Annotated in this window: 13 protein-coding genes and 2 pseudogenes; 6 read left to right on the forward strand and 9 right to left on the reverse strand. The window is 71.9% G+C overall.

Annotated elements, in window-relative coordinates:
• The 3 genes and pseudogenes from GWI24_RS22270 to GWI24_RS22280 form a co-directional block, all read right to left on the reverse strand.
• Positions 1 to 1,087 (reverse strand): annotated as a pseudogene (locus tag GWI24_RS22270) (hypothetical protein); the annotation flags it as partial.
• Positions 1,088 to 1,156: 69 nt separating this feature from the next.
• Positions 1,157 to 1,714 carry a hypothetical protein gene (locus tag GWI24_RS22275; RefSeq protein WP_308343927.1) on the reverse strand — a complete coding sequence of 186 codons (558 nt, stop codon included), beginning with the start codon at positions 1,712 to 1,714 and terminating at the stop codon, positions 1,157 to 1,159.
• Between the two features lie 65 nt (positions 1,715 to 1,779).
• Positions 1,780 to 3,642 carry a sigma-54-dependent Fis family transcriptional regulator gene (locus GWI24_RS22280; RefSeq protein WP_210947686.1) on the reverse strand — a complete coding sequence of 621 codons (1,863 nt, stop codon included), beginning with the start codon at positions 3,640 to 3,642 and terminating at the stop codon, positions 1,780 to 1,782.
• Between the two features lie 193 nt (positions 3,643 to 3,835).
• Between GWI24_RS22280 and GWI24_RS22285 the strand changes: the two genes are divergently transcribed.
• Positions 3,836 to 5,584, forward strand: a complete 1,749-nt coding sequence (locus GWI24_RS22285) for an FAD-dependent monooxygenase (protein ID WP_210947687.1) — start codon at positions 3,836 to 3,838, stop codon at positions 5,582 to 5,584.
• Positions 5,585 to 5,675: 91 nt separating this feature from the next.
• Positions 5,676 to 6,590 carry a YceI family protein gene (locus tag GWI24_RS22290; protein WP_210947697.1) on the forward strand — a complete coding sequence of 305 codons (915 nt, stop codon included), beginning with the start codon at positions 5,676 to 5,678 and terminating at the stop codon, positions 6,588 to 6,590.
• Positions 6,591 to 6,822: 232 nt separating this feature from the next.
• Here GWI24_RS22290 and GWI24_RS22295 read toward each other — a convergent pair whose 3' ends face one another.
• Positions 6,823 to 7,866, reverse strand: a complete 1,044-nt coding sequence (locus GWI24_RS22295; protein ID WP_210947688.1) for a cytochrome D1 domain-containing protein — start codon at positions 7,864 to 7,866, stop codon at positions 6,823 to 6,825.
• Between the two features lie 38 nt (positions 7,867 to 7,904).
• Positions 7,905 to 9,113 (reverse strand): Dyp-type peroxidase, encoded by a 1,209-nt coding sequence (locus tag GWI24_RS22300; RefSeq protein ID WP_308343930.1) that lies wholly within the window; start codon positions 9,111 to 9,113, stop codon positions 7,905 to 7,907.
• A 428-nt stretch (positions 9,114 to 9,541) separates the two neighbouring features.
• Here GWI24_RS22300 and GWI24_RS22305 point away from each other — a divergent pair, with 428 nt between their 5' ends.
• Positions 9,542 to 10,030: a glutathione peroxidase gene (locus GWI24_RS22305; protein WP_210947690.1), complete on the forward strand. Its 489-nt coding sequence runs from the start codon at positions 9,542 to 9,544 to the stop codon at positions 10,028 to 10,030.
• Between the two features lie 48 nt (positions 10,031 to 10,078).
• Here GWI24_RS22305 and GWI24_RS22310 read toward each other — a convergent pair whose 3' ends face one another.
• Positions 10,079 to 11,911 (reverse strand): glycoside hydrolase family 9 protein, encoded by a 1,833-nt coding sequence (locus tag GWI24_RS22310; RefSeq protein WP_210947691.1) that lies wholly within the window; start codon positions 11,909 to 11,911, stop codon positions 10,079 to 10,081.
• 187 nt (positions 11,912 to 12,098) lie between these two features.
• Between GWI24_RS22310 and sigJ the strand changes: the two genes are divergently transcribed.
• Complete coding sequence (gene sigJ / locus GWI24_RS22315; protein ID WP_210947692.1) at positions 12,099 to 12,989, forward strand: RNA polymerase sigma factor SigJ; 891 nt, start codon at positions 12,099 to 12,101, stop codon at positions 12,987 to 12,989.
• Positions 12,990 to 13,155: 166 nt separating this feature from the next.
• Positions 13,156 to 14,388, forward strand: a complete 1,233-nt coding sequence (locus GWI24_RS22320; protein ID WP_210947693.1) for a glycosyltransferase — start codon at positions 13,156 to 13,158, stop codon at positions 14,386 to 14,388.
• Here the strand turns inward: GWI24_RS22320 and GWI24_RS22325 are convergent.
• Both GWI24_RS22325 and GWI24_RS22330 read right to left on the reverse strand, forming a co-directional pair.
• A complete protein-coding gene (locus GWI24_RS22325; RefSeq protein ID WP_210947694.1) occupies positions 14,373 to 15,020 on the reverse strand; it encodes a response regulator transcription factor in 648 nt (215 codons plus the stop codon). The two genes, GWI24_RS22320 and GWI24_RS22325, sit on opposite strands and share 16 nt — an antisense overlap.
• Positions 15,011 to 16,231, reverse strand: coding sequence for a sensor histidine kinase (locus GWI24_RS22330; protein WP_210947695.1), 1,221 nt, complete (start codon positions 16,229 to 16,231; stop codon positions 15,011 to 15,013). The genes GWI24_RS22325 and GWI24_RS22330 overlap by 10 nt, the downstream gene beginning before the upstream one ends.
• Before the next feature lie 109 nt (positions 16,232 to 16,340).
• On the opposite strand from GWI24_RS22330, the gene GWI24_RS22335 reads away from it, so the two are divergent.
• Positions 16,341 to 17,999, forward strand: a complete 1,659-nt coding sequence (locus GWI24_RS22335; RefSeq protein WP_308343933.1) for a serine hydrolase domain-containing protein — start codon at positions 16,341 to 16,343, stop codon at positions 17,997 to 17,999.
• Here the strand turns inward: GWI24_RS22335 and GWI24_RS45440 are convergent.
• Positions 17,970 to 18,203 (reverse strand): annotated as a pseudogene (locus GWI24_RS45440) (dihydrofolate reductase family protein); the annotation flags it as partial. The gene GWI24_RS22335 and the pseudogene GWI24_RS45440 overlap by 30 nt on opposite strands.
• Position 18,204 lies beyond the last annotated feature (1 nt).

Here is an 18,204-nt window from a genome sequence, read left to right on the forward strand (position 1 = left end):
GATCGTCCGGCGCGAGCACCGCGACCACCTCCACCATCTCGCCCATCGCCCGCCGCGCCTCGCAGACGCGCAGCAGGGACAGGGCCTCCGCGCGGCTCGCCGACTGACGGTCCACCGCGGTGCCGACGGTGGGCAGTTCGTCGAGCAGCTGCTGCCAGCGCGCGGGGGAGGTCATCCCGGGCACGGCCAGCAGGGTGTCCGCGAGTACGCCGAGGTCACGGATGGTCAGCCTGCGCCGGTGGGCGATCTCGGGCGGACCTGCGGCGAGGGACCGCGTACCGGCGGCGAGCGGCCGGGGCGCCACCGGGTCCGCCGCCGGGATGCGGCCGATCAGCTCGAAGGCGAAGGCGGCCGCGTGCCGGGAGGCCACCGGCTGCCAGCGCTCGTCATGCGTCTCGCCCTTGTCCCCGAGCAGATCCGAGATACCGCGGATCACCAGCGCGTCCAGCTGCTGATTGACATACGCGCCGGCGAGGAAGCCGAAGCCCTCCATGTCCACCGCGAGCGCGTCACCCGCACTGGCCGCGAGCCTGAGCCCGACGTCCGAGCGGTGGTGCGCCACCACCCGGCCGCCCGCCGCGAGGGGCTTCACATGGGCACGGGGGCGCGGCGCGTCGCCCCCCGGGCGGATCCGCCGCTGCCACGCGTCGCCCGCCGCCACCAGCCGGGCCAGCTGCACCAGCCCGTACGCGGACTGATAGGTCTTCTGCCGGGGCAGGAACCCCGTCTCGGTGTCCTTGCCGGTCTCGTAGTCGTACACCGCGTCGGCGGCCACCACATCGCCCAGCGCGACATCCTTGACGCCACCCGCCACCCCCACGAACAGCACCGCCCGGGGCGCGAAGAGCGCCGCCGCCCGCTCGACCGAGGCCGCGGCGCCCGGATTCCCGGGGCCCGTCATATGGATGGCGACCGTCCGCTCCTCGGACCCCTCGCGGAACACACCCAGCTCGAACAGCGCGCCCCGCTCCGCCTGAACCGGACGCGGATCCTTCAGATGGGCGCACACCGCCCGGTACTCGACCTCCAGCGCGGTCAGCACCACCACATCGGCCCGCGCCGTACCCCCATTGCCCTCAGCGCCCACGGATCCCCCCTAGGACAGCCCTTGCCGACACCTTACGGAGCCCGACGGACTCCCAGGGGTCATCCCACATCACGGCCGCTGCAGATCCGCGTACAGCACGATCTGCACCGCCAGTACGGTGACCACCGCCACCTCCGCCACCGACACTGCCAGCAGCACCGTCCGCACCGGCTCGGACGTCCAGTACACGATGAGCGCGGCGATCGGCGCCACCGTGAACAGCAGCAGATCCGCCGCGAGCTGCAGCCGCTTGCGGGAGACCCGGCGGCCGTCGTCGCGATGGGCCCGCTCCCAGCCGAACACCGGTGGCCGGCCCGGGGCGAGCGCCGTCAGGCGGGGCCCCAGATCCTCCCGGACATACCGTCCGATGGCCGATATCTTCTCGTCGTTGACCAGATACGCCCAGCCCAGCAGCGCCGACGCCGGGGGCAGCAGCAACAGCAGCTCCGGGCGCCCATGGCTCTGCAGGGAGAAGGTGATGATGGCCGCCATCGCGGCCAGCGTCGCGTAGAGCAGATTGTCGCGGAACCCGATCCGCGCCCGCTGCTCCTCCTTCACCTGCTCGTACTCCAGGATCAGCAGCCTGCCCGTGACCGCCTCGCTCTCGGCGCTGTTGTCTCGCGTCACCGTGCCCCCTCCGCGGCCCATGACCGGCTCCGGTGTGACCGGCCCCCTGGTGACTGTTTCCGCCGCTACGCCTGGTCCATTCCGTAAGCCCGCAACTTCCGGTACAACGTGGCCCGGCCGATGCCCAGGGACTCGGCCGCGCGCGCCTTGTTGTCCCCGTGCCGGCGCAGCGCCTCCAGGATCGCGGTGCGCTCCGCCCGTTCGATACCGCTCAGCCGGCGGGTGGCCGGTGGCACCCGCAGTCCGTACGGCAGCTCCTCGCGCCGCACCGGCCCGGTGGCGCGGCGGCGCTCGGCCACCTCCCGTACGACATGGGCGAGTTCGGCCACATTGCCCGGCCAGGTGTGCTGCTCCAGCGCCCGGCGGGCGTCCAGGCTCCAGGTCAGCGGGGGACGTCCGGGGGAGGGGCGCCGGGCGAGGCCCGCCAGCAGCGCCGGGATGTCCTCGACGCGTTCGCGCAGCGGCGGCAGCGTCACCGACCGGGCCGCGAGGATGTCCAGCAGCCGGCTCAGACACGGGCCGGTGGGCGACCCCGGGGTGTGGGTCGCCACCAGAGGCACCGCGGGCCGCTCGTCCAGCAGCGAGAGCAGCGCGGCCACATCGGACTGGCCCAGCCGCTCGGCGTGGCGCAGGAGCAGCGGCCGCGCGCCGCCGTCCCCCTCCGGCTCCGGGAACTCCGCGAGCGCGTGACACCAGCGCGGGACCTCGCCGGGCACCTGCTCGGCGGCGTCGACGACACGCGGCGCGGCCGTGCCCCGCAGGCCGAGCAGGGCACGGCCCAGCGCGGTCTTGCCCACGCCCGGCTCGCCGATCAGCAGCAGCGGCTCCACGGCCCGTGCCAGCTCCGTCGCCCGGGAGACGGCCAGCCGCCAGGGCCGGGACATGCCGACGAGCCCCGGGAGCCGGTCATGGCCCCGCCGCTCCGCCGACCGCGCCCGCCGGGCCGCCGTGCACACCGTGGCCACGGCCCCGATGACCTCGCCCCCGTGCACCAGGCGCGTCATCCTTACGGTGAGCCCGGCGCCGTCCGGCACGGCGATCTCGTCGTCCGGTACGGGGGTCTCGTCGTCCGGTACGGGGGTCTCGCCGTCCGGTACGGCGATCTCCTCCGGTGCGTGCTCCTCCGGCCCCGTGTCCGCGTCCCGGAGGAGGGTCGTGGCATGCCGCTCCAGCCGCGCCAGCGTCTCGTGCGACAGCAGCCGCGCGGCCTCCGGGCTGACGAGGCGGCTGCTGCCGTCGAGCGCCACCACCGCCGCTCCCTCGGCCCGCTGCCGCAGATACGCGTCGAGCAGCATCCGCTCCGGCGGGCGCGCCCGGCCGAGCAGCTCCGTCTCGATCGCGTGCGCGGTGGCCTCGGCGAGCGCCGCGCCCGGGTGGGCGGTGCGGCCCTCGTCCAGCGGGGCCAGCACGGTGACGGTGCCGGCCGGGCGGCCCGCCGTCGGCTCGTACAGCGGAACGCTGACCGCCGACACCTCCTGCCACAGATCGAGGAAGTGCTCGGGGCCGTGGACCTCGGCCCGGCGCCCCGTGCGCAGCGCGAGCGCGGCGCTGTTGTGCCCGACCGCCTTCTCCGACAGATCGAGACCGGCCATCCCGTCGGGCGCGGGCGTACCGGCGTAACGGCCGCCGCCCGACCACAGCGCCCGGCAGCGGGAGTCGACCAGCACCAGCCCCATCGCACCGCTCAGCGTGGGCGCCACGCGGTCCAGGACGGGGCGCGCCGCGGCCAGCAGCGGTGAGTCCACCGGCGGCCGGACCCTGGGCGGGGCCGCCAGATCGCGCGGTACGCCGAAGAACCGCGCCCGCCGCCAGGCTTGGGCGAGGTCCTCGGGGATGCCGTCGCCCGGTGGCCGTCCGCTGAAGAACCGGTCGCGCGCCCGGCGCAGCGACGAGAGGCCCGGGTCGGCGGGGGTGTCGTCGGTGGTCATCACAACCCCTCCACCGTATACGTCGCCACTGTTTCGAAATGAGACACCTCGGGGTCCGGGTTCTGGAACAAGATCATCAATGGTCGCTCGGCGGTCACCGATCGCGCCGGGAGACCGGCTGTCCCGGTGGAGCCGGGAGACCGGCCGGCACGGGGGAGAGGACGGGGAGAGGACCGAGAGGAGCCCTTCAGCAGTGGAGACCGTCGAGACCGACGTACTGGTCGTGGGCAGCGGCCCCGCCGGAGCCGCGACGGCGCTCGCCCTGAGCACCTACGGCGTGCCCAACGTCATGGTCACCCGGTACGGAAGCCTGGCGGACACGCCCCGCGCGCACATCACCAACCAGCGCACCATGGAGGTGCTGCGCGACCTCGGCGTCGAGGACCAGGTCACCGCCCTGGCCACCGCGCAGCCGCTGATGGGGAACACCGTCTTCTGCACCAGCCTCGCGGGCGAGGAGCTGGGACGGCTGCGCTCCTGGGGCAATGACCCGCTCGTCCAGGCCGGGCACGAACTGGCCAGCCCCAGCCGGATGTGCGATATGCCGCAGCACCTGATGGAGCCGGTGCTGGTGAACGCAGCGGTCTCCCGGGGCACCGCGCTGCGCTTCCACACCGAGTACCTCTCCCACGAGCAGTCGGACGACGCCGTCACCGCGCTGGTGGAGGACTGGCTGCGCGGGGACACCTACCGCGTCCGGGCCCGCTATCTGGTCGGCGCGGACGGCGGACGCAGCCGCGTGGTGGAGAACGCCGGGCTGCCCACGGTCGGCCGGATGGGCGTCGCGGGCAGCCTCAACATCGTCTTCGAGGCGGATCTGACCCATCTGACCGCCCATCGCCCCTCCACGCTCTACTGGGTGCTCGCCCCCGGGGCGACCGTCGGCGGCATCGGGGCGGGCCTGGTGCGCTGTGTGCGCCCCTGGACCGAGTGGATGGTGGTGTGGGGCTACGACCTCGACGCGGGCCTGCCGGACCTCACCGAGGAGTTCGCGCGGTCCGTGGTGCACCGGCTGCTCGGCGACGACACGATCCCCGTGCGCATCACCTCCACCTCGGCGTGGACCGTCAACCACCTGTACGCCGAGACCTACGCCGACCGGCGGGTGCTGTGCGCGGGCGACGCCGTCCACCGCCATCCGCCGTCCAACGGGCTGGGCTCCAACACCTCCATCCAGGACGCCTACAACCTCGCCTGGAAGCTCAAGCTGGTCCTCGACGGCACCGCCGCCCCCACCCTGCTGGACACCTACTCCGCCGAACGGGCCCCGGTGGGACGGCAGACCGTCGAGCGCGCGAACCGGAGCATCGGTGAGACCGCGCCGGTTTTCGAAGCGCTTGATCTGCTCTCCACCTCGGATCCCGAGCAGATGTGGCGCAATGTCGACGCCCGTAAGGACGCCACGCCCGAGGGCGCCAAGCAGCGGCAGCGGCTGCGCGAGGCCATCGCGGCCAAGGTGTACGAGTTCAACGCGCACGGCGTGGAGATGAACCAGCGGTACGTCTCGGACGCCGTCGTCCCCGACGGCACCCCCGACCCCGGCTTCGACCGCGACCCGGAGCTGCACCACCAGCCCACCACCCATCCCGGCGCCAAGCTGCCGCACGCATGGGTCGTCCGGGGCCGTGAGCGGCTGTCGACCCTCGACCTCGGCGGCCACGGCCGGTTCACCCTCTTCACCGGCATCGGCGGAGGCTGCTGGGAGGAAGCGGCCGCGGCGGTCCGTCAGGAACTGGGCGTCGAACTCGCCACCGTCTCCATCGGCCCCGGGCAGGAGTACGAGGACCCGTACGGCGACTGGGCCCGGCTGCGCGAAATCGGCGACTGCGGCGCCCTGCTGACCCGCCCCGACAACCACATCGGCTTCCGCCACGCCGAAGCCTCCCCGCAGGCGGGGGAGTTGCTGCTCGGCGCGCTACGTAAGATCCTCGGCCACGGCTGACACCCACCCCCCCGGCCGTCCGGGGCCCGACCTGGGGCTTCATCATGGACGCGCCCCCATCCCCAGAGAAACCGTTAGTGAGATGACTGCAATGCCCCTCGCACTGCTCCGGCGCATGCGCACCAAGCGTCCGGACCGAGGATCAGGACTGAGACTCCCCCTGCCCGTGGGTGCCGGAGCCTTCAGCTGCGAGGTCCTGGACCCCGTCGGCCAGGTCCTGGGCGGCGTGGAGATCACCGTCACCGAGACGCGTGGCGCCGCCCGTACGGTGGCCAAGGCCACCACCGATCCGCATGGACTGTTCCTCGCCACGCTCGAGCCGGGGCAGTACACGGTGCTGCTCACCGGAAGCGGTCTGCAGCCCAACCGCCTCACCGTCGACATCGCCCCCGGCCAGAGCGAACCTCCCCGCCGGGTGCAGATGGAGCCCTCCCAGCAGCTCGAACTCCCCCCGCCCGGCACCTGGCTCTTCGACCCGCCGCACACCGCCATCCGCTTCATCGCCCGCCACGTGGGCATGGCCAATGTGCACGGCCGCTTCACCCGGTTCCGGGGCGGCATCCACATCGCCGAGCGGATGGAGGACTCCCGCGTCGAGGTCGTCATCGACGCCTCCAGCATCAACACCGGCAACAACACCCGCGATGCCCACCTGCGCTCGGCCGACTTCCTCGACGTCGACAACTTCCCGGAGATCCACTTCGCCAGCAACCGCTTCACCTGGCGCAGCGGCCCCAAGTGGGCCATCCAGGGCCCCCTCACGATGCACGGCGTGAGCCGCTCGGTGACCCTGGACACCACGTACCTCGGCGCCGTCAACGGCGGCTATGAACAGGAACTGCGCTGCGCCGCCCTCGCCACGGCGGAACTCCACCGCGAGGACTACACGCTGAACTGGCGCAGTATGCTCGCCCGCGGCATCGCCGTGGTCGGCCCCACGGTCAAGCTGGAGTTCGACATCCAGGCGATGTACCGCAACCACGACACGCCGACCCCGCCGGAGTAGGCCCCTATCGGGCATGTGAAGGGGGCGGGCCCCGCGGCCCGCCCCATTGCCGTGTCAGATCACCGCTGCCGCTGGACGACGACCCGCCCGCATGACGACCCGCCACCCCTGGAGGCCGTTGACGACGACTCGCCGGATGACGTGCCGCCACCGCTGGTGGAGGAGGGCGAGTCGTCCTCACCACCGGTGCCGCCCGCCGAGGCGTCAGCCCGTACCGGCGTGCGTAGCGGGCTCAGCTGGCCGTCACGCCGTACGGGCTGGCGCCAAGGGGGACCGTCGCGACGACCTTGCGGGAATTCGGGTCGATGACCGAGAGAGTGCCCGCTCCCTGGTTCGCGACGTAGACCGCCTGGCCGGTGACCTCCAGATTGAAGGGGTCGGTGCCGGGAGGGCCCAGGGCGATGGTCGCCGAGACCCGGTGGGTGCCAGTGTCGATCACCGAGATGTTGCCCGGGCCGAGATCGGCGGAGTAGGCGCGACGGCCATCGGGCGCGACGGCCACGTCGAAGGGTCCCTGGCCGACCCGCACGGCGGTCGCCTTGCCGGTGCGGGTCGAGATGGCCAGGACCCGCTTTCCCACTTCGTCGGCGACGTAGGCCGACTTCCCGTCCGGGGTGATGGCGACCGCCACGGGGAAGCGCCCCGCTGGGAGTCGCCGGACGACCCGGCGTGTACGGGTGTCGATCACCGACAGGCTGCCCGACCCGGAATTCGCCACGTAGGCCGTACGACCGTCGCGGCTGAACGCCACGTTCACCGGGGACTTGCCGACCGAGATGGTCTTGGCAACCCGGTTGGTCCCGATGCCGATCACCGAGACGGTGTTCGAGCGGCCGTTGGCGACGTAAAGGGCCCTTCCGTCGGGGCTGAGACCGATACCGGTGGGGCTCTTCCCCACCCGCACGGTCTTGACGATCTTCTTTTTCCGGGTGTCAACGACCGAGACCCGGGCCGAACCGCTGTTGGCAATGTACAGGTGCCTGCCGTCCTTGGTGACAGCGATGCCTTCGGGCGCCAGGCCGGCCGGCACAGTCGCGACGACCTTGTAGGTGCGGGCGTCGACCACCGAGACGGTATTATCCTGCTGATTCGTGACATACACCCGGCCACTGGTACTGCCCCTGGGCGCGGTCGGCACGTGCGTGGCTTCCTTGTCGACACCGGTGGACGTACAGGAGACCAACAGAATCCCGATGCCTGCCGCCAGGACCGACTGGAGCGGCCTGCCGGGGCGCCGATGGCCGCTGCCGGCCCGGGTCCGCAGGACAGAGAACATCTCGCCTCCTGTGCGCGGTGCAGTGATTCGGCCGGGGGTCAGGCTCGGGCGAGGAGCCCGCGGGCGTAGTAGTCCTTCTCGTCCCGAACACCTGGAAGTGCGAAGAAGTAGCCGCCGCCCCGTGGGCTGATGTACGGCACCAGTGCCTCGTCTTCGAGCCGGGTCTGCATGGCGATGTAGGTGTTCAGCTTCCGCTGGAAGCAGTTGAACGCATGCCCCATGTCGAGTTCCCGCAGGTTGGGGCTCCGGTCGTAGTCGTAGCTGCGGCGCAGGATGGCGCTGGTCGCAGCGGTTTGCGGGGTCTGGGGATTGGCAAGGCGGATGTGGCAGTTCAGCGGGGTGATCAGGCCCTGCGGGTCATTGGTGTAGATCGGGTCCAACACGTCCGGGACGTTCTCGCCCACCGCGTACAGCGGGGCGCCGCTCGCCTTGCGGCGGCCGAAGATCCGTTCTTGCTGGGCAACGGGCACCTTCTGCCACGCTTCGATGAAGAAGTGCACGATGCGCACCACGTGGTAGGTGCCGCCCGCGGCCCAGGCCGGTTCGCCGCTCTTCGGCTGAACCCACACCACCTGGTTCATCTGGGCCTCGTCAGAGACGTCCGGGTTGGCGATGCCGTCGTGGAAGCCGAACCAGTCGCGCCGGATGCCGACGGGGCGCTCCTGATTGCGCTGGCCGTCGACGCGCCAGCGCAGCTTCATCGCGGATCTGGTGTGGGTCAGGATGTCGACCAGTGCGTGGACCGTCGTGTCTCGGTAATCAGCGCAGATCTGGATCAGCAGGTCGCCCTGGCTCATGGCGGGGTCCAGGTCGTCATGGCGGAAGGGTTTCATCGGGACGAGCTGGACCGGCTTGCGAGCGCTCAGTCCGTAGCGCTCATCGAAGAGGGACGCACCCACTCCGACGGTCACGGTGAGACCGTCCGCCGCGACCGTGGGCCCCACGATGCCGTTGTCCGACGGCGTAGCGGTCAGGGGTGCCTTCGGTGGCGTGCCGCCCGCCGTGAGGAAGCGGGCTCGCGCGGTCAGCATGCGGAAGAGCTCGGTGAGTTCCTTGCGGTTGGCGGCGGTCACATCGCACGACACGAAAATCGCGACCTGTTGCGGCGCGGTGGCGATCCCCGCCTGGTGATACCCATGGAAGGGAATCACCCGCGACCTCGGCGCCGCCTTGATCTCGCCGACCGAGTCCGCGACCGCCCCACCGCCGACCGCCGCGATCCCGCCCGCCGCACCGGCCACACCCACGGCGGCACCCTGAAGAAACCACCGCCGAGCGAAGGCCCCCATCGGGCACCCACCGCCACTCCACCCCTCAGCCGACGGGGCTGGTGTCTCCTCAGCCATGGTTCCCCTCAGGCAGTTCCGACCAGCGTCCGGAGATGCGCCAGTTGTGCATGAATAGACGTTTAATTAGAGATTAACGAATAAATTAACGCCTTTCGTCATGAAGGGCGCCATGAGGGTGAGGGATGAGAGGGGGTGAGGGGCTCGATGAGCGGTTGTCCCGAGACATGAGGCCCCTTGAGTGATACATGGAGCGAAGAGACCGTAGCCGAGCTCGTTGGAATGTGACGAACGTGTGTGTGATAAGTGGTCAAGTTGTGATGCGGGGAAAGGGGGTGGTCAGCACATAGATTGGGCTCACCCACCGAACGACGAAGGCGGTAGATCCCATGAGCCTGTACGACATCCCCCTGCGCACCCTCACCGGCGAGCCGACCTCGTTCGGTGAGCACCGGGGTGCGGCGCTGCTGGTGGTCAATGTGGCGTCCAAGTGCGGTCTGACCCCGCAGTACGAGGGGCTCGAGCGGCTGCAGCAGCGCTATGCCGGGCGCGGGTTCACCGTGCTGGGGGTTCCGTGCAACCAGTTCGCGGGGCAGGAGCCGGGGACGAGCGAGGAGATCCAGACGTTCTGCTCGACGACCTACGGGGTGTCCTTCCCGCTGCTGGAGAAGATCGATGTCAACGGCGAGCAGCGCCATCCGCTCTACGCCGAGCTGACGGGGACGCCGGACGCGCAGGGCGAGGCGGGGGATGTGCAGTGGAACTTCGAGAAGTTCCTGATCTCGCCGGACGGTGAGGTCGTGGGCCGGTTCCGGCCGCGGACCGAGCCGGAGGCGGACGATGTCGTCGCCGCGATCGAGGCGCAGCTGCCCCGGTGAGGTGAAGCGAAAGGGGGCGAGGGACCGGGAGGCCCCTCGCCCGCCCGGTCAGCCGCGTTCCGCGGCAAACGCGGCCAGCCACGCCAGCGGCGCGTTCCAGTTGATCGCCACCTCATTGGTGGAGTACGAGCCGATGTCGTCGATGTAGCATGCCGCGGGCGCGCAGCCCGGGAGCTTCTCCTGCGCCACCGGATCCTGCAGCCCCGAGTTCGCGCCGCCCGCGATCGACCCGGCGGGCGGGTTCGGCAGCGAGGCGTCGTACTGGTGCGCCCAGAAGCGGTGGTGCTGGTTCTGCGAGGCGCGCTCGCCGTAGCCGGTGACGTACGACTGGCCGAGCGCGTTGCGGCCGAGCAGATAGTCCAGCGTCTCCAGCGCCCCGGCGCGGTACCGCCGCTGCTTGGTGAGCTCGTAGGCGACGGCCAGGACCGTCCCGTTGTTGGCCACCTGGCCGTTGGAGCCCCACACATAGCCGTCCGCCGGCAGCGGCACCGCGTAGCCCTGACCGGCCATCGTGCTCAACCGGCCATCGGCCGCGGAGACCACGGAGGCGCGGACGCGGGCGAGGTCGGTGGCGGGCAGGCCGTTGGGGACGGTGGCCAGGACGATCCGCCCGAGGGGCCCGGTGTCCTGCCAGCTGAAGCCGTGCGGGGTGAATACATCGCTCGCGGTGTGATACGGCGAGGAGGTGACCGCGTCCCGATACCGCGCCTCCCCGGTGGTCGCGTACAGCTCCGCCGCCGCCCAGTAGAACTCGTCGCCCACCTCGCTGTCGTCGTACGCCCCGCCGCCGGTGGCGTCGGAGGCCGGTGCCGGCACATCGGGGTTCGCCCGCGCGGCGGCCCAGGCGCGGCGCGCGGAGTCCAGGCAGCGGGCGGCGAAGGCGGCGTCGTACGGCGCGTAGACCCGGGCGCACTGGGCCGCCGCGGCGGCCAGGTTGAGGGTGGCGGCGGTGGACGGCGCGTGCAGCTCACGCGGCTCGGCGTCCTGCTCCGGCCGGGTGGGCAGCCCGGTCCAGGCGGCGTCATGGACCTTGTGGAAGGCCATGCCCGCCCGCGGCTTGCCCTCCGGGATCTGCATGCGCATCAGGAACTCCAGCTCCCAGCGCGCCTCGTCGAGCACATCGGGGATCCCGTTGCCGCGCTCGGGGACGCGCAGCGTCGAATCCCCGAGCGCCGCCGCGTGCCCCGCACGCTTCGCGCGCTCGAAGGAGTTGACCAGCTGCCAGGCCGCGAGACCGCCGTTGACCACGTATTTTCCCTGGTCACCGGCGTCGTACCAGCCGCCGCGCACATCCCGGTCGTAGTCGCACACCCCGCTGGCGCAGGGCACGGCGGTGTCGCCCCGGTTGGGGGCGACGCCCAGATGGCCCGCCGGGCGCGCGTAGGCCGCACCGGCGAGCGACGCCTCGATGGGGATACCGCTGCGCTGCTGGTAGAAGAAGGACATCGCGTCCGCGCGCAAGCCCTCGTAGAGGTTCGCGCGGAGGTCGAAGGGGTGGCTGGTCCGCCCGTCCACGGTGAGCGTGTAGCCGGTGCCCGTCCCGTGGTACGAGGAGAAGTCCACCAGATGGGCCGACTGCCCGGAGGCGGCGTCCGCGCCCCGTACGGTGGTGGTGCCCGAGGCGGCCGTCCGCCCCGCGGCGTCGCGCAGCTGCCAGGGCAGGGCGGTGGTGCTCGCGCTGACGACGGTGGCGCGTTTGGGGCCGTCCGGCAGATACCCCAGCTGATTGACCTGGACGGCGGAGGGTGCGGCAGCCGCGGGAGCCGTGGGGGAGTCCGCTCCGGCGGGCGCGGACTGGGCCGCGATCAGCAGCAGCGCACCGGTGAGCAGCGCGGTGGCGGCCCGCGCGCCGCGCGGACGGCGTAACAGGGGCAGGGACATGACGGACCCTCCTGGGGGAGTGGGAGGCATGGGAGCGCTCCCAACTTGTGTAATGACGTGATCGCAGCGCGTCAAGGGACTGGACGGGTGCACGGTCCGTCCCGCCCCCTCTGTCACATCGCACCCGGCCCATCCGTCAGCACGGTGTGGCCTGCGACGGTGCGGTCTGGACAAGGGGATGTGACCGATGAACGAGAACCACCTTCTGGCGGAGGGCTTCGAGGCCCACCGCAGCCATCTGCGCGCGGTGGCCTACCGCATGCTCGGCTCGCTGAGCGAGGCGGACGACGCCGTCCAGGAGGCATGGCTGAGGCTCAGCCGCTCCGACACCGGCGCGGTGGAGAACCTGGGCGGCTGGCTGACCACCGTCGTCGGCCGGGTCTGCCTGGACATGCTGCGCTCGCGCACCGCCCGGCGCGAGGAGCCCCTGGGGGTGCACCTCCCCGACCCGGTCATCAGCCGTGCGAGCGGGCCCGGCCCCGAGGACCAGGCGCTGCTCGCCGACTCCGTCGGCCTCGCCCTGCTGGTCGTCCTGGAGACGCTGGCCCCCGCCGAACGGCTGGCCTTCGTACTGCACGATCTGTTCGCCGTGCCGTTCGACGAGATCGCCCCCATCGTCGGCCGCACCCCGGCCGCCGCCCGTCAGCTCGCCAGCCGCGCCCGCCGCCGGGTGCGGGGAGCGGCCCCGGTCCCCGACGCGGACCTGGCCCGGCAGCGCGAGGTCGTGAACGCCTTTCTCGCCGCCGCGCGCGAGGGCGACTTCGAGGGGCTGATCGCCGTGCTCGACCCGGATGTCGTGCTGCGCGCCGACTACGGCCCCGCGCCCGCCCCCGCCCCGCGCGAGGTGCATGGCGCGGCGGCCGTGGCGGACCAGGCGCTCACCTTCTCCCGCCTCAGCGGCCCGGGCCTCCACGCCCGGCCCGCGCTCGTCAACGGGGCCGTGGGCGTGGTCAGTTCGCGGGAGGGGCGGCCGTACTCGGTGCTGGCCTTCACGGTCGCGGACGGCAGGATCGTGGCGATCGACATCCTGGCCGACCCCGAGCGGCTGAGCGGGCTCGATCTGGCGGACCTGGACTGACGAACGTGGGCTGACGGACCTGGGCTGACGAAACAGCAAAGGCAGGGAGGAACTCCTCCCTGCCACTATCAACCTATAGCGCACCGGGGGGCTTGCGGCAAGACCCCGGGTGTGCCTCAGGATGGGCGGCCGATGCCAGAACCTGGGGAAACGGGGGGTTTGCGATATGCGTGTGGTGTTGTCGTCGTGGGGGTCGCGCGGGGACGTCGAACCGCTGGCGGGACTCGCGGTGCGATTGCGGGAACTCGGCGCGGAGGCGCGGGTGTGCGCGCCGCCGGACGAGGAGTTCGCGGCGCTGCTGGCCGGTGTCGGCGTGGAGCTGGTGCCGCTCGGCCCGACGGTGCGCTCGGTGGTGACCGGCGAGCGGCCGCCGTCGGCGGGGGCCGCGTTCCGGCTCGCGCCCGAGCTGGTCGCCGCGCGGTTCGACACGCTCGCCACGGCGGCCGAGGGATGCGACGTACTCCTCGCGACCGGCCTGATGCCGGCCGGTGCCCGCTCGGTGGCCGAGAAGCTGGGCATCCGCTATGTGTTCGCGTGCTTCCATCCGTTCGGACTGCCCTCGCGGCACTTCCGTCCGGGAAGGCGGCCCGGCACGCCGTCCCCCCGGGAGGAGACCGACCTCAAGGTGCTGTGGGAGCAGGACGCCCAGCGCGTGAACGAGCTGTACGGCGAGGCGGAGAACCGCCACCGGGCGGCGATCGGCCTGCCGCCGGTGGACAACGTCCGCGACTATGTCTTCACCGACCGGGCGTTGCTGGCGGCGGACCCGGTCCTGGGCCCGTGGCAGGACATGACGGAACTCGACCTCGTACAGACCGGGGCGTGGATCCTGCCGGACGAACGTCCGCTCCCGGATGAGCTGGAGGCGTTCCTGGACGCCGGTGAACCGCCGGTGTACGTGGGCTTCGGCAGCATGGCCATGCACACCTCGAGCGGCCTCGCCCGGGTGGCCATCGAGGCGGTCCGGGCGCAGGGCCACCGTGTCCTCCTCGCCCGTGGCTGGGCCGAACTGGCCCCGATCGACGACCGGGACGACTGCTTCGCCGTCGGCGAGGTCAACCATCAGGCGCTGTTCGGCCGGGTGGCCGCAGTCGTCCACCACGGTGGCGCGGGCACCACGACAACGTCCGCCCGGGCCGGTGCGCCTCAGGTGGTGGTGCCCCAGATCGCGGACCAGCCGCATTGGGCCGCCCGGGTGGCCGAGCTGGGCATCGGCGCGGCACACGACGGTCCGGCCCCGACGGTCGACTCCCTCTCGGCCGCGCTGAAAACGGCCCTGACCCCCGAGACCCGGGCACGGGCGAGGGCCGTGGCCGGCACGATGCGCACCGACGGGACGACGGTGGCCGCGAAGCTGCTCCTGGACGCCTGGGCATCGGACGGTCAGGCGCGCAGGTAGGTGAGCACCGCGAGGACGCGTCGGTGTCCGTGGCCGTCCAGGCGGAGGTCGAGCTTCTGGAGGATGCCGCTGACATGCTTGTTGACCGCGGCCTCCGTGACATAGAGGTCGCGGGCGATCTCGGCGTTGGAGCGTCCCTCGGCCATGAGGGAGAGGACCTCGCGCTCCCGGGGCGTGAGCCGCCGCAGGGGGTCCTGCCGTCGGCGCAGCAGCTGGCGCACCACCTCGGGGTCCATGACCGTCGCCCCGGCGGCCACCTGCTCGACCGCGCTCGCGAAGTGGGTGACGGCGCTGACCCGGTCCTTGAGCAGATAGCCGATGCCGCTCTCACTGCCCAGGTCGAGCAGGTGGGTGGCGTAGGACTGCTCGATGTACTGGCTGAGCACCAGAATGGGCAGGCCGGCGCGGTGGCCGCGCAGCGCGACCGCGGCACGGAGGCCGTCGTCGGCGTTGCCCGGTGGCATCCGCACATCGGTGATGACGATGTCGGGGTCGTGCTCATGGGCCGCGGCGATCAGCGCGTCGGCGTCGCCGACGGCCGCCGACACCTGGTGGCCGAAGCGGGTGAGCACGCTGACCAGGCCGTCCCGCAACAGCGGTGAGTCTTCGGCGAGCACGATGTTCAGCGGCACGGGAGCTCCACGCGCAGCAGTGTAGGGCCGCCCGCCGGGCTGGATATCCGCAGTCTGCCGTCCGCCGCGGCGACGCGGTCGGCCAGGCCGACCAGCCCGGTACCCGCGGCCGGGTCCGCCCCGCCGACGCCGTTGTCGCGGACTGACAGCGTCAGTACATCCGCGTCCAGCCGGGCGTGGACCTCGGCCTGGGTGGCCCGGCTGTGCTTGGTGGCGTTGGCCAGGGCCTCGGCGACGACGAAGTACCCCGTGCTCTCCACGGTCGAGGGCAGGCGGTACGGAAGCCGGATGTCGACGGTGACCGGCAGGGCGGAGCGGGTGGTGAGGTTGCCGACGGCCGCGGCGAGGCCATGGTCGGTGAGGGCCTTGGGGTGCACACCCCGGCTGAGCTCACGCAACTCGTTGACAGCGAGGGTGACTTCGCTCTGGGCCAGCGCGAGCTGCCGGGCCACCGGCGAGCCCGGCTCCGCGTCAAGACCGGCCAGGCCGAGCATCACATTGATGGAGACCAGCCGCTGCTGGGCGCCGTCGTGCAGGTCCCGCTCGATCCGTCGGCGCTCCGCGTCGAAGGCGTCCACCAGACGCGCCCGGGAGGCCCGGACCTCGGTGAGCTCCCGGCCCAGTTCGCCGTCGCGCGGCGCCAGGATCAGACGGGTCAGCGCGGCGCGGGCGCCGGCCCAGGCGGTGATGGTGTACGGCGCCGCCGGCAGCAGGCACAGGCCGATGACCAGCCAGGGCCAGGCTCCGGGGTCATCCATCGGCGACGTCATGAGCAGGACGGGCAGGGCGAGGGCGAAAGCCAGGACGAGCAGATCCATCCACCACAGGGCGGTCATCGACACCGCGGTGAAGCTCAGCTCCCGCCAGGTCGCGGGCTCCCGCAGCCGGGTCTCCAGCCACCCCCGCAGCCCGGGGCGCTCAGGGGCCCGGTGTGGATCCGGCGCCGGGTCCGGGTCCACCAGCCGCAGCCGCCGGCGTTCGATCCGGGTGACGACGATGCCGGACAGCGCCACGGCGAGGAGGAGAACGGCGCCCACCCCCACGACCAGCGACACCAGCCCGGCCGCGGCCATGGTCAGCAGCGTGACCATGGCGATCGCGCCGAAGACGACTCCGGACAGCAGATAGGCCAACGCCCGCCAGGGCCAGGCCGAGGCCAGGAACCCCAAAGGACGCTGAGCGAGAGCCTGCCAGGCTGTTCGAGAAGGCACCCGCAGAAGATATGCGAGCCGTCCGCCCCGGTCGGTAGTGCGCGCACTACCTCTGATCTCGTACGCACACCAATGCGGTGCCCGCTCCGCTCCCGGTGGGATGAGCGCCATGCCGATCCGTAGCTACAGACGTCTCTTCCGCCTGGCCATTGCCCTGCTCATCGCCTCGACAGCGTTGTGGTGCCCGGCGACCGCGTACGCCACCACCCCAACCCACCCCACGCTGGACGCCGCCTCGATCGACGCCTACGTCAACGCCTATATGGAGCGGACCGATCTGCCGGGCGCGGTGGTGGCGGTCACCCGGGGCGACAAGGTCGTTCACGCGGCCGGATACGGGCACACCGCGGCCGGGAAGGCCATGACCGCGCGGACACCGGTGCCCGTGGCCTCGCTCTCCAAGTCCATGACCGCGCTGGCCGTCATGCGGCTGGTCGAGGAATGCCGAGTCGACCTGGACCAGCCGGCCCATCGCTATCTGCCCGAGTTCACGATGGCCGACCGGCGGGCCGAGAAGATCACCGTACGGCAGCTGCTGAACCAGACGTCGGGCATGGCCGACTCCGCCTACCCCGACCTCACCCGGCCCCAGGCACACACACTCACCGAGGCGGTCGCGGACATGCGCGGTGCCCGGCTCGCGGCGGAGCCGGGCACCGAGTGGAACTACCACAACCCCAACTACTTCGTCGCCGCACGGCTGGTCGAGGTCGTCAGCGGGCGGCCCTTCGCGGACTACCTGGCCACCCAGGTGTTCCGGCCCCTGGGCATGACCCACACCGAGTCGGTCGACACCACCGATGACATGCCGGATCACGCCCGGGGCTACGTCCGCGCCTACGGCATGATGTTCCCGCGCTCCCACCCCCGCTGGTTCGCGGCGGGCGGCCACGGCGTCGTGACCACGGCGGACGACCTCTCCCGGTGGCTGATCGCCCAGAACAACCAGGGCGTGTCCGCGGCGGGGCGGCGCGTCGTCTCCGCCCGGAGCATCGACGTCATGCACACCCCGCCAAAGGGCCGCGAGTACGCGATGGGCTGGTCCCTGAGCCCGTCCGGGGAGAAGCCCCGGCAGATCCGGCACACCGGTGAACTCCTGACCCACAACGCCATCCAGACGCTGCTGCCCGACAGCCGGACCGGCATCGCGATCGTGGCCAACACCGGAATGATCTCCGGGGACGACGCCGCCGTCATGCTCGAGGGACTGGTCGACCTGGCCCAGGGCAAGTCGCCGGCGGTGCGCACTCCGTTCACGATGAAGGCCGACTACGTCCTCGCGGCGCTGACCCTGCTGGCGATCGCACTGGGCGTGCTCGGAGCCGTTCGGGCACGCCGCTGGGCGCGGCGCACCGCGGACCGGCCGCTGTGGCGAGTGGGCTCGCGCATGCTGCCCTGCGCCGTCCCGGTCATCGTGTTCGCCCAACTCACCGCCTTAGTAGGCCTGTTCATGAACCGCGAGGGAACCCTGGCCCAGCTCATCTACATCTGGCCCGCCCTCGTCATCTGGTCGGCCGCGGCCGCCCTGGCCTCGACCGTGGCGATCACCGCGCGGTCGCTCGCCGTGCTCCTGGCCCGGAGGAGCCGTGTTCTACTCTCCGAGGGGCCGATAGGTGGCGATGATGACGCCGCTGTCCGTCAGGGTCGCGTCGGCGACATCGAACGCGATGGGGCCGAAGCCGTCGGCGAACAGGCGGCGCCCGGCTCCCAGGACGAGCGGGTGGACGCAGAGCAGGTATTCGTCGATGAGGCCCAGCGGGGAAAGTGACTGGATCAACGCGCCGCTGCCCATGATGTGCAGGTCGTCGCCCGGGGTCCTCTTGAGCTCGGCGACCGCCGCGGGGATGTCGCCGCTGAGCAGTGTGGAATGGGGCCACGGAAGGGGCTCGGCCAGGGTGTTGGACGCGACGTACTTGGGGGCGTTGTTGAGCGCGTCGAGGAACGGGCTGTCCTGGGTGTTCCAGTGGCCCAGA

The sequence above is a fragment of the Streptomyces sp. MK37H genome (genome assembly GCF_018035285.1).
Taxonomy (GTDB): domain Bacteria; phylum Actinomycetota; class Actinomycetes; order Streptomycetales; family Streptomycetaceae; genus Streptomyces; species Streptomyces endocoffeicus.

What these genes read in the sequence shown, in the direction of transcription:
- GWI24_RS22280 (WP_210947686.1), bottom strand. Translation starts at nt 3,642, where the DNA reads ATGACCACCGACGACACCCCCGCCGACCCGGGCCTCTCGTCGCTGCGC.
- GWI24_RS22290 (WP_210947697.1), top strand. Translation starts at nt 5,676, where the DNA reads ATGCCCCTCGCACTGCTCCGGCGCATGCGCACCAAGCGTCCGGACCGA.
- GWI24_RS22295 (WP_210947688.1), bottom strand. Translation starts at nt 7,866, where the DNA reads ATGTTCTCTGTCCTGCGGACCCGGGCCGGCAGCGGCCATCGGCGCCCC.
- GWI24_RS22305 (WP_210947690.1), top strand. Translation starts at nt 9,542, where the DNA reads ATGAGCCTGTACGACATCCCCCTGCGCACCCTCACCGGCGAGCCGACC.
- GWI24_RS22310 (WP_210947691.1), bottom strand. Translation starts at nt 11,911, where the DNA reads ATGTCCCTGCCCCTGTTACGCCGTCCGCGCGGCGCGCGGGCCGCCACC.
- sigJ (WP_210947692.1), top strand. Translation starts at nt 12,099, where the DNA reads ATGAACGAGAACCACCTTCTGGCGGAGGGCTTCGAGGCCCACCGCAGC.
- GWI24_RS22320 (WP_210947693.1), top strand. Translation starts at nt 13,156, where the DNA reads ATGCGTGTGGTGTTGTCGTCGTGGGGGTCGCGCGGGGACGTCGAACCG.
- GWI24_RS22335 (WP_308343933.1), top strand. Translation starts at nt 16,341, where the DNA reads ATGCCGATCCGTAGCTACAGACGTCTCTTCCGCCTGGCCATTGCCCTG.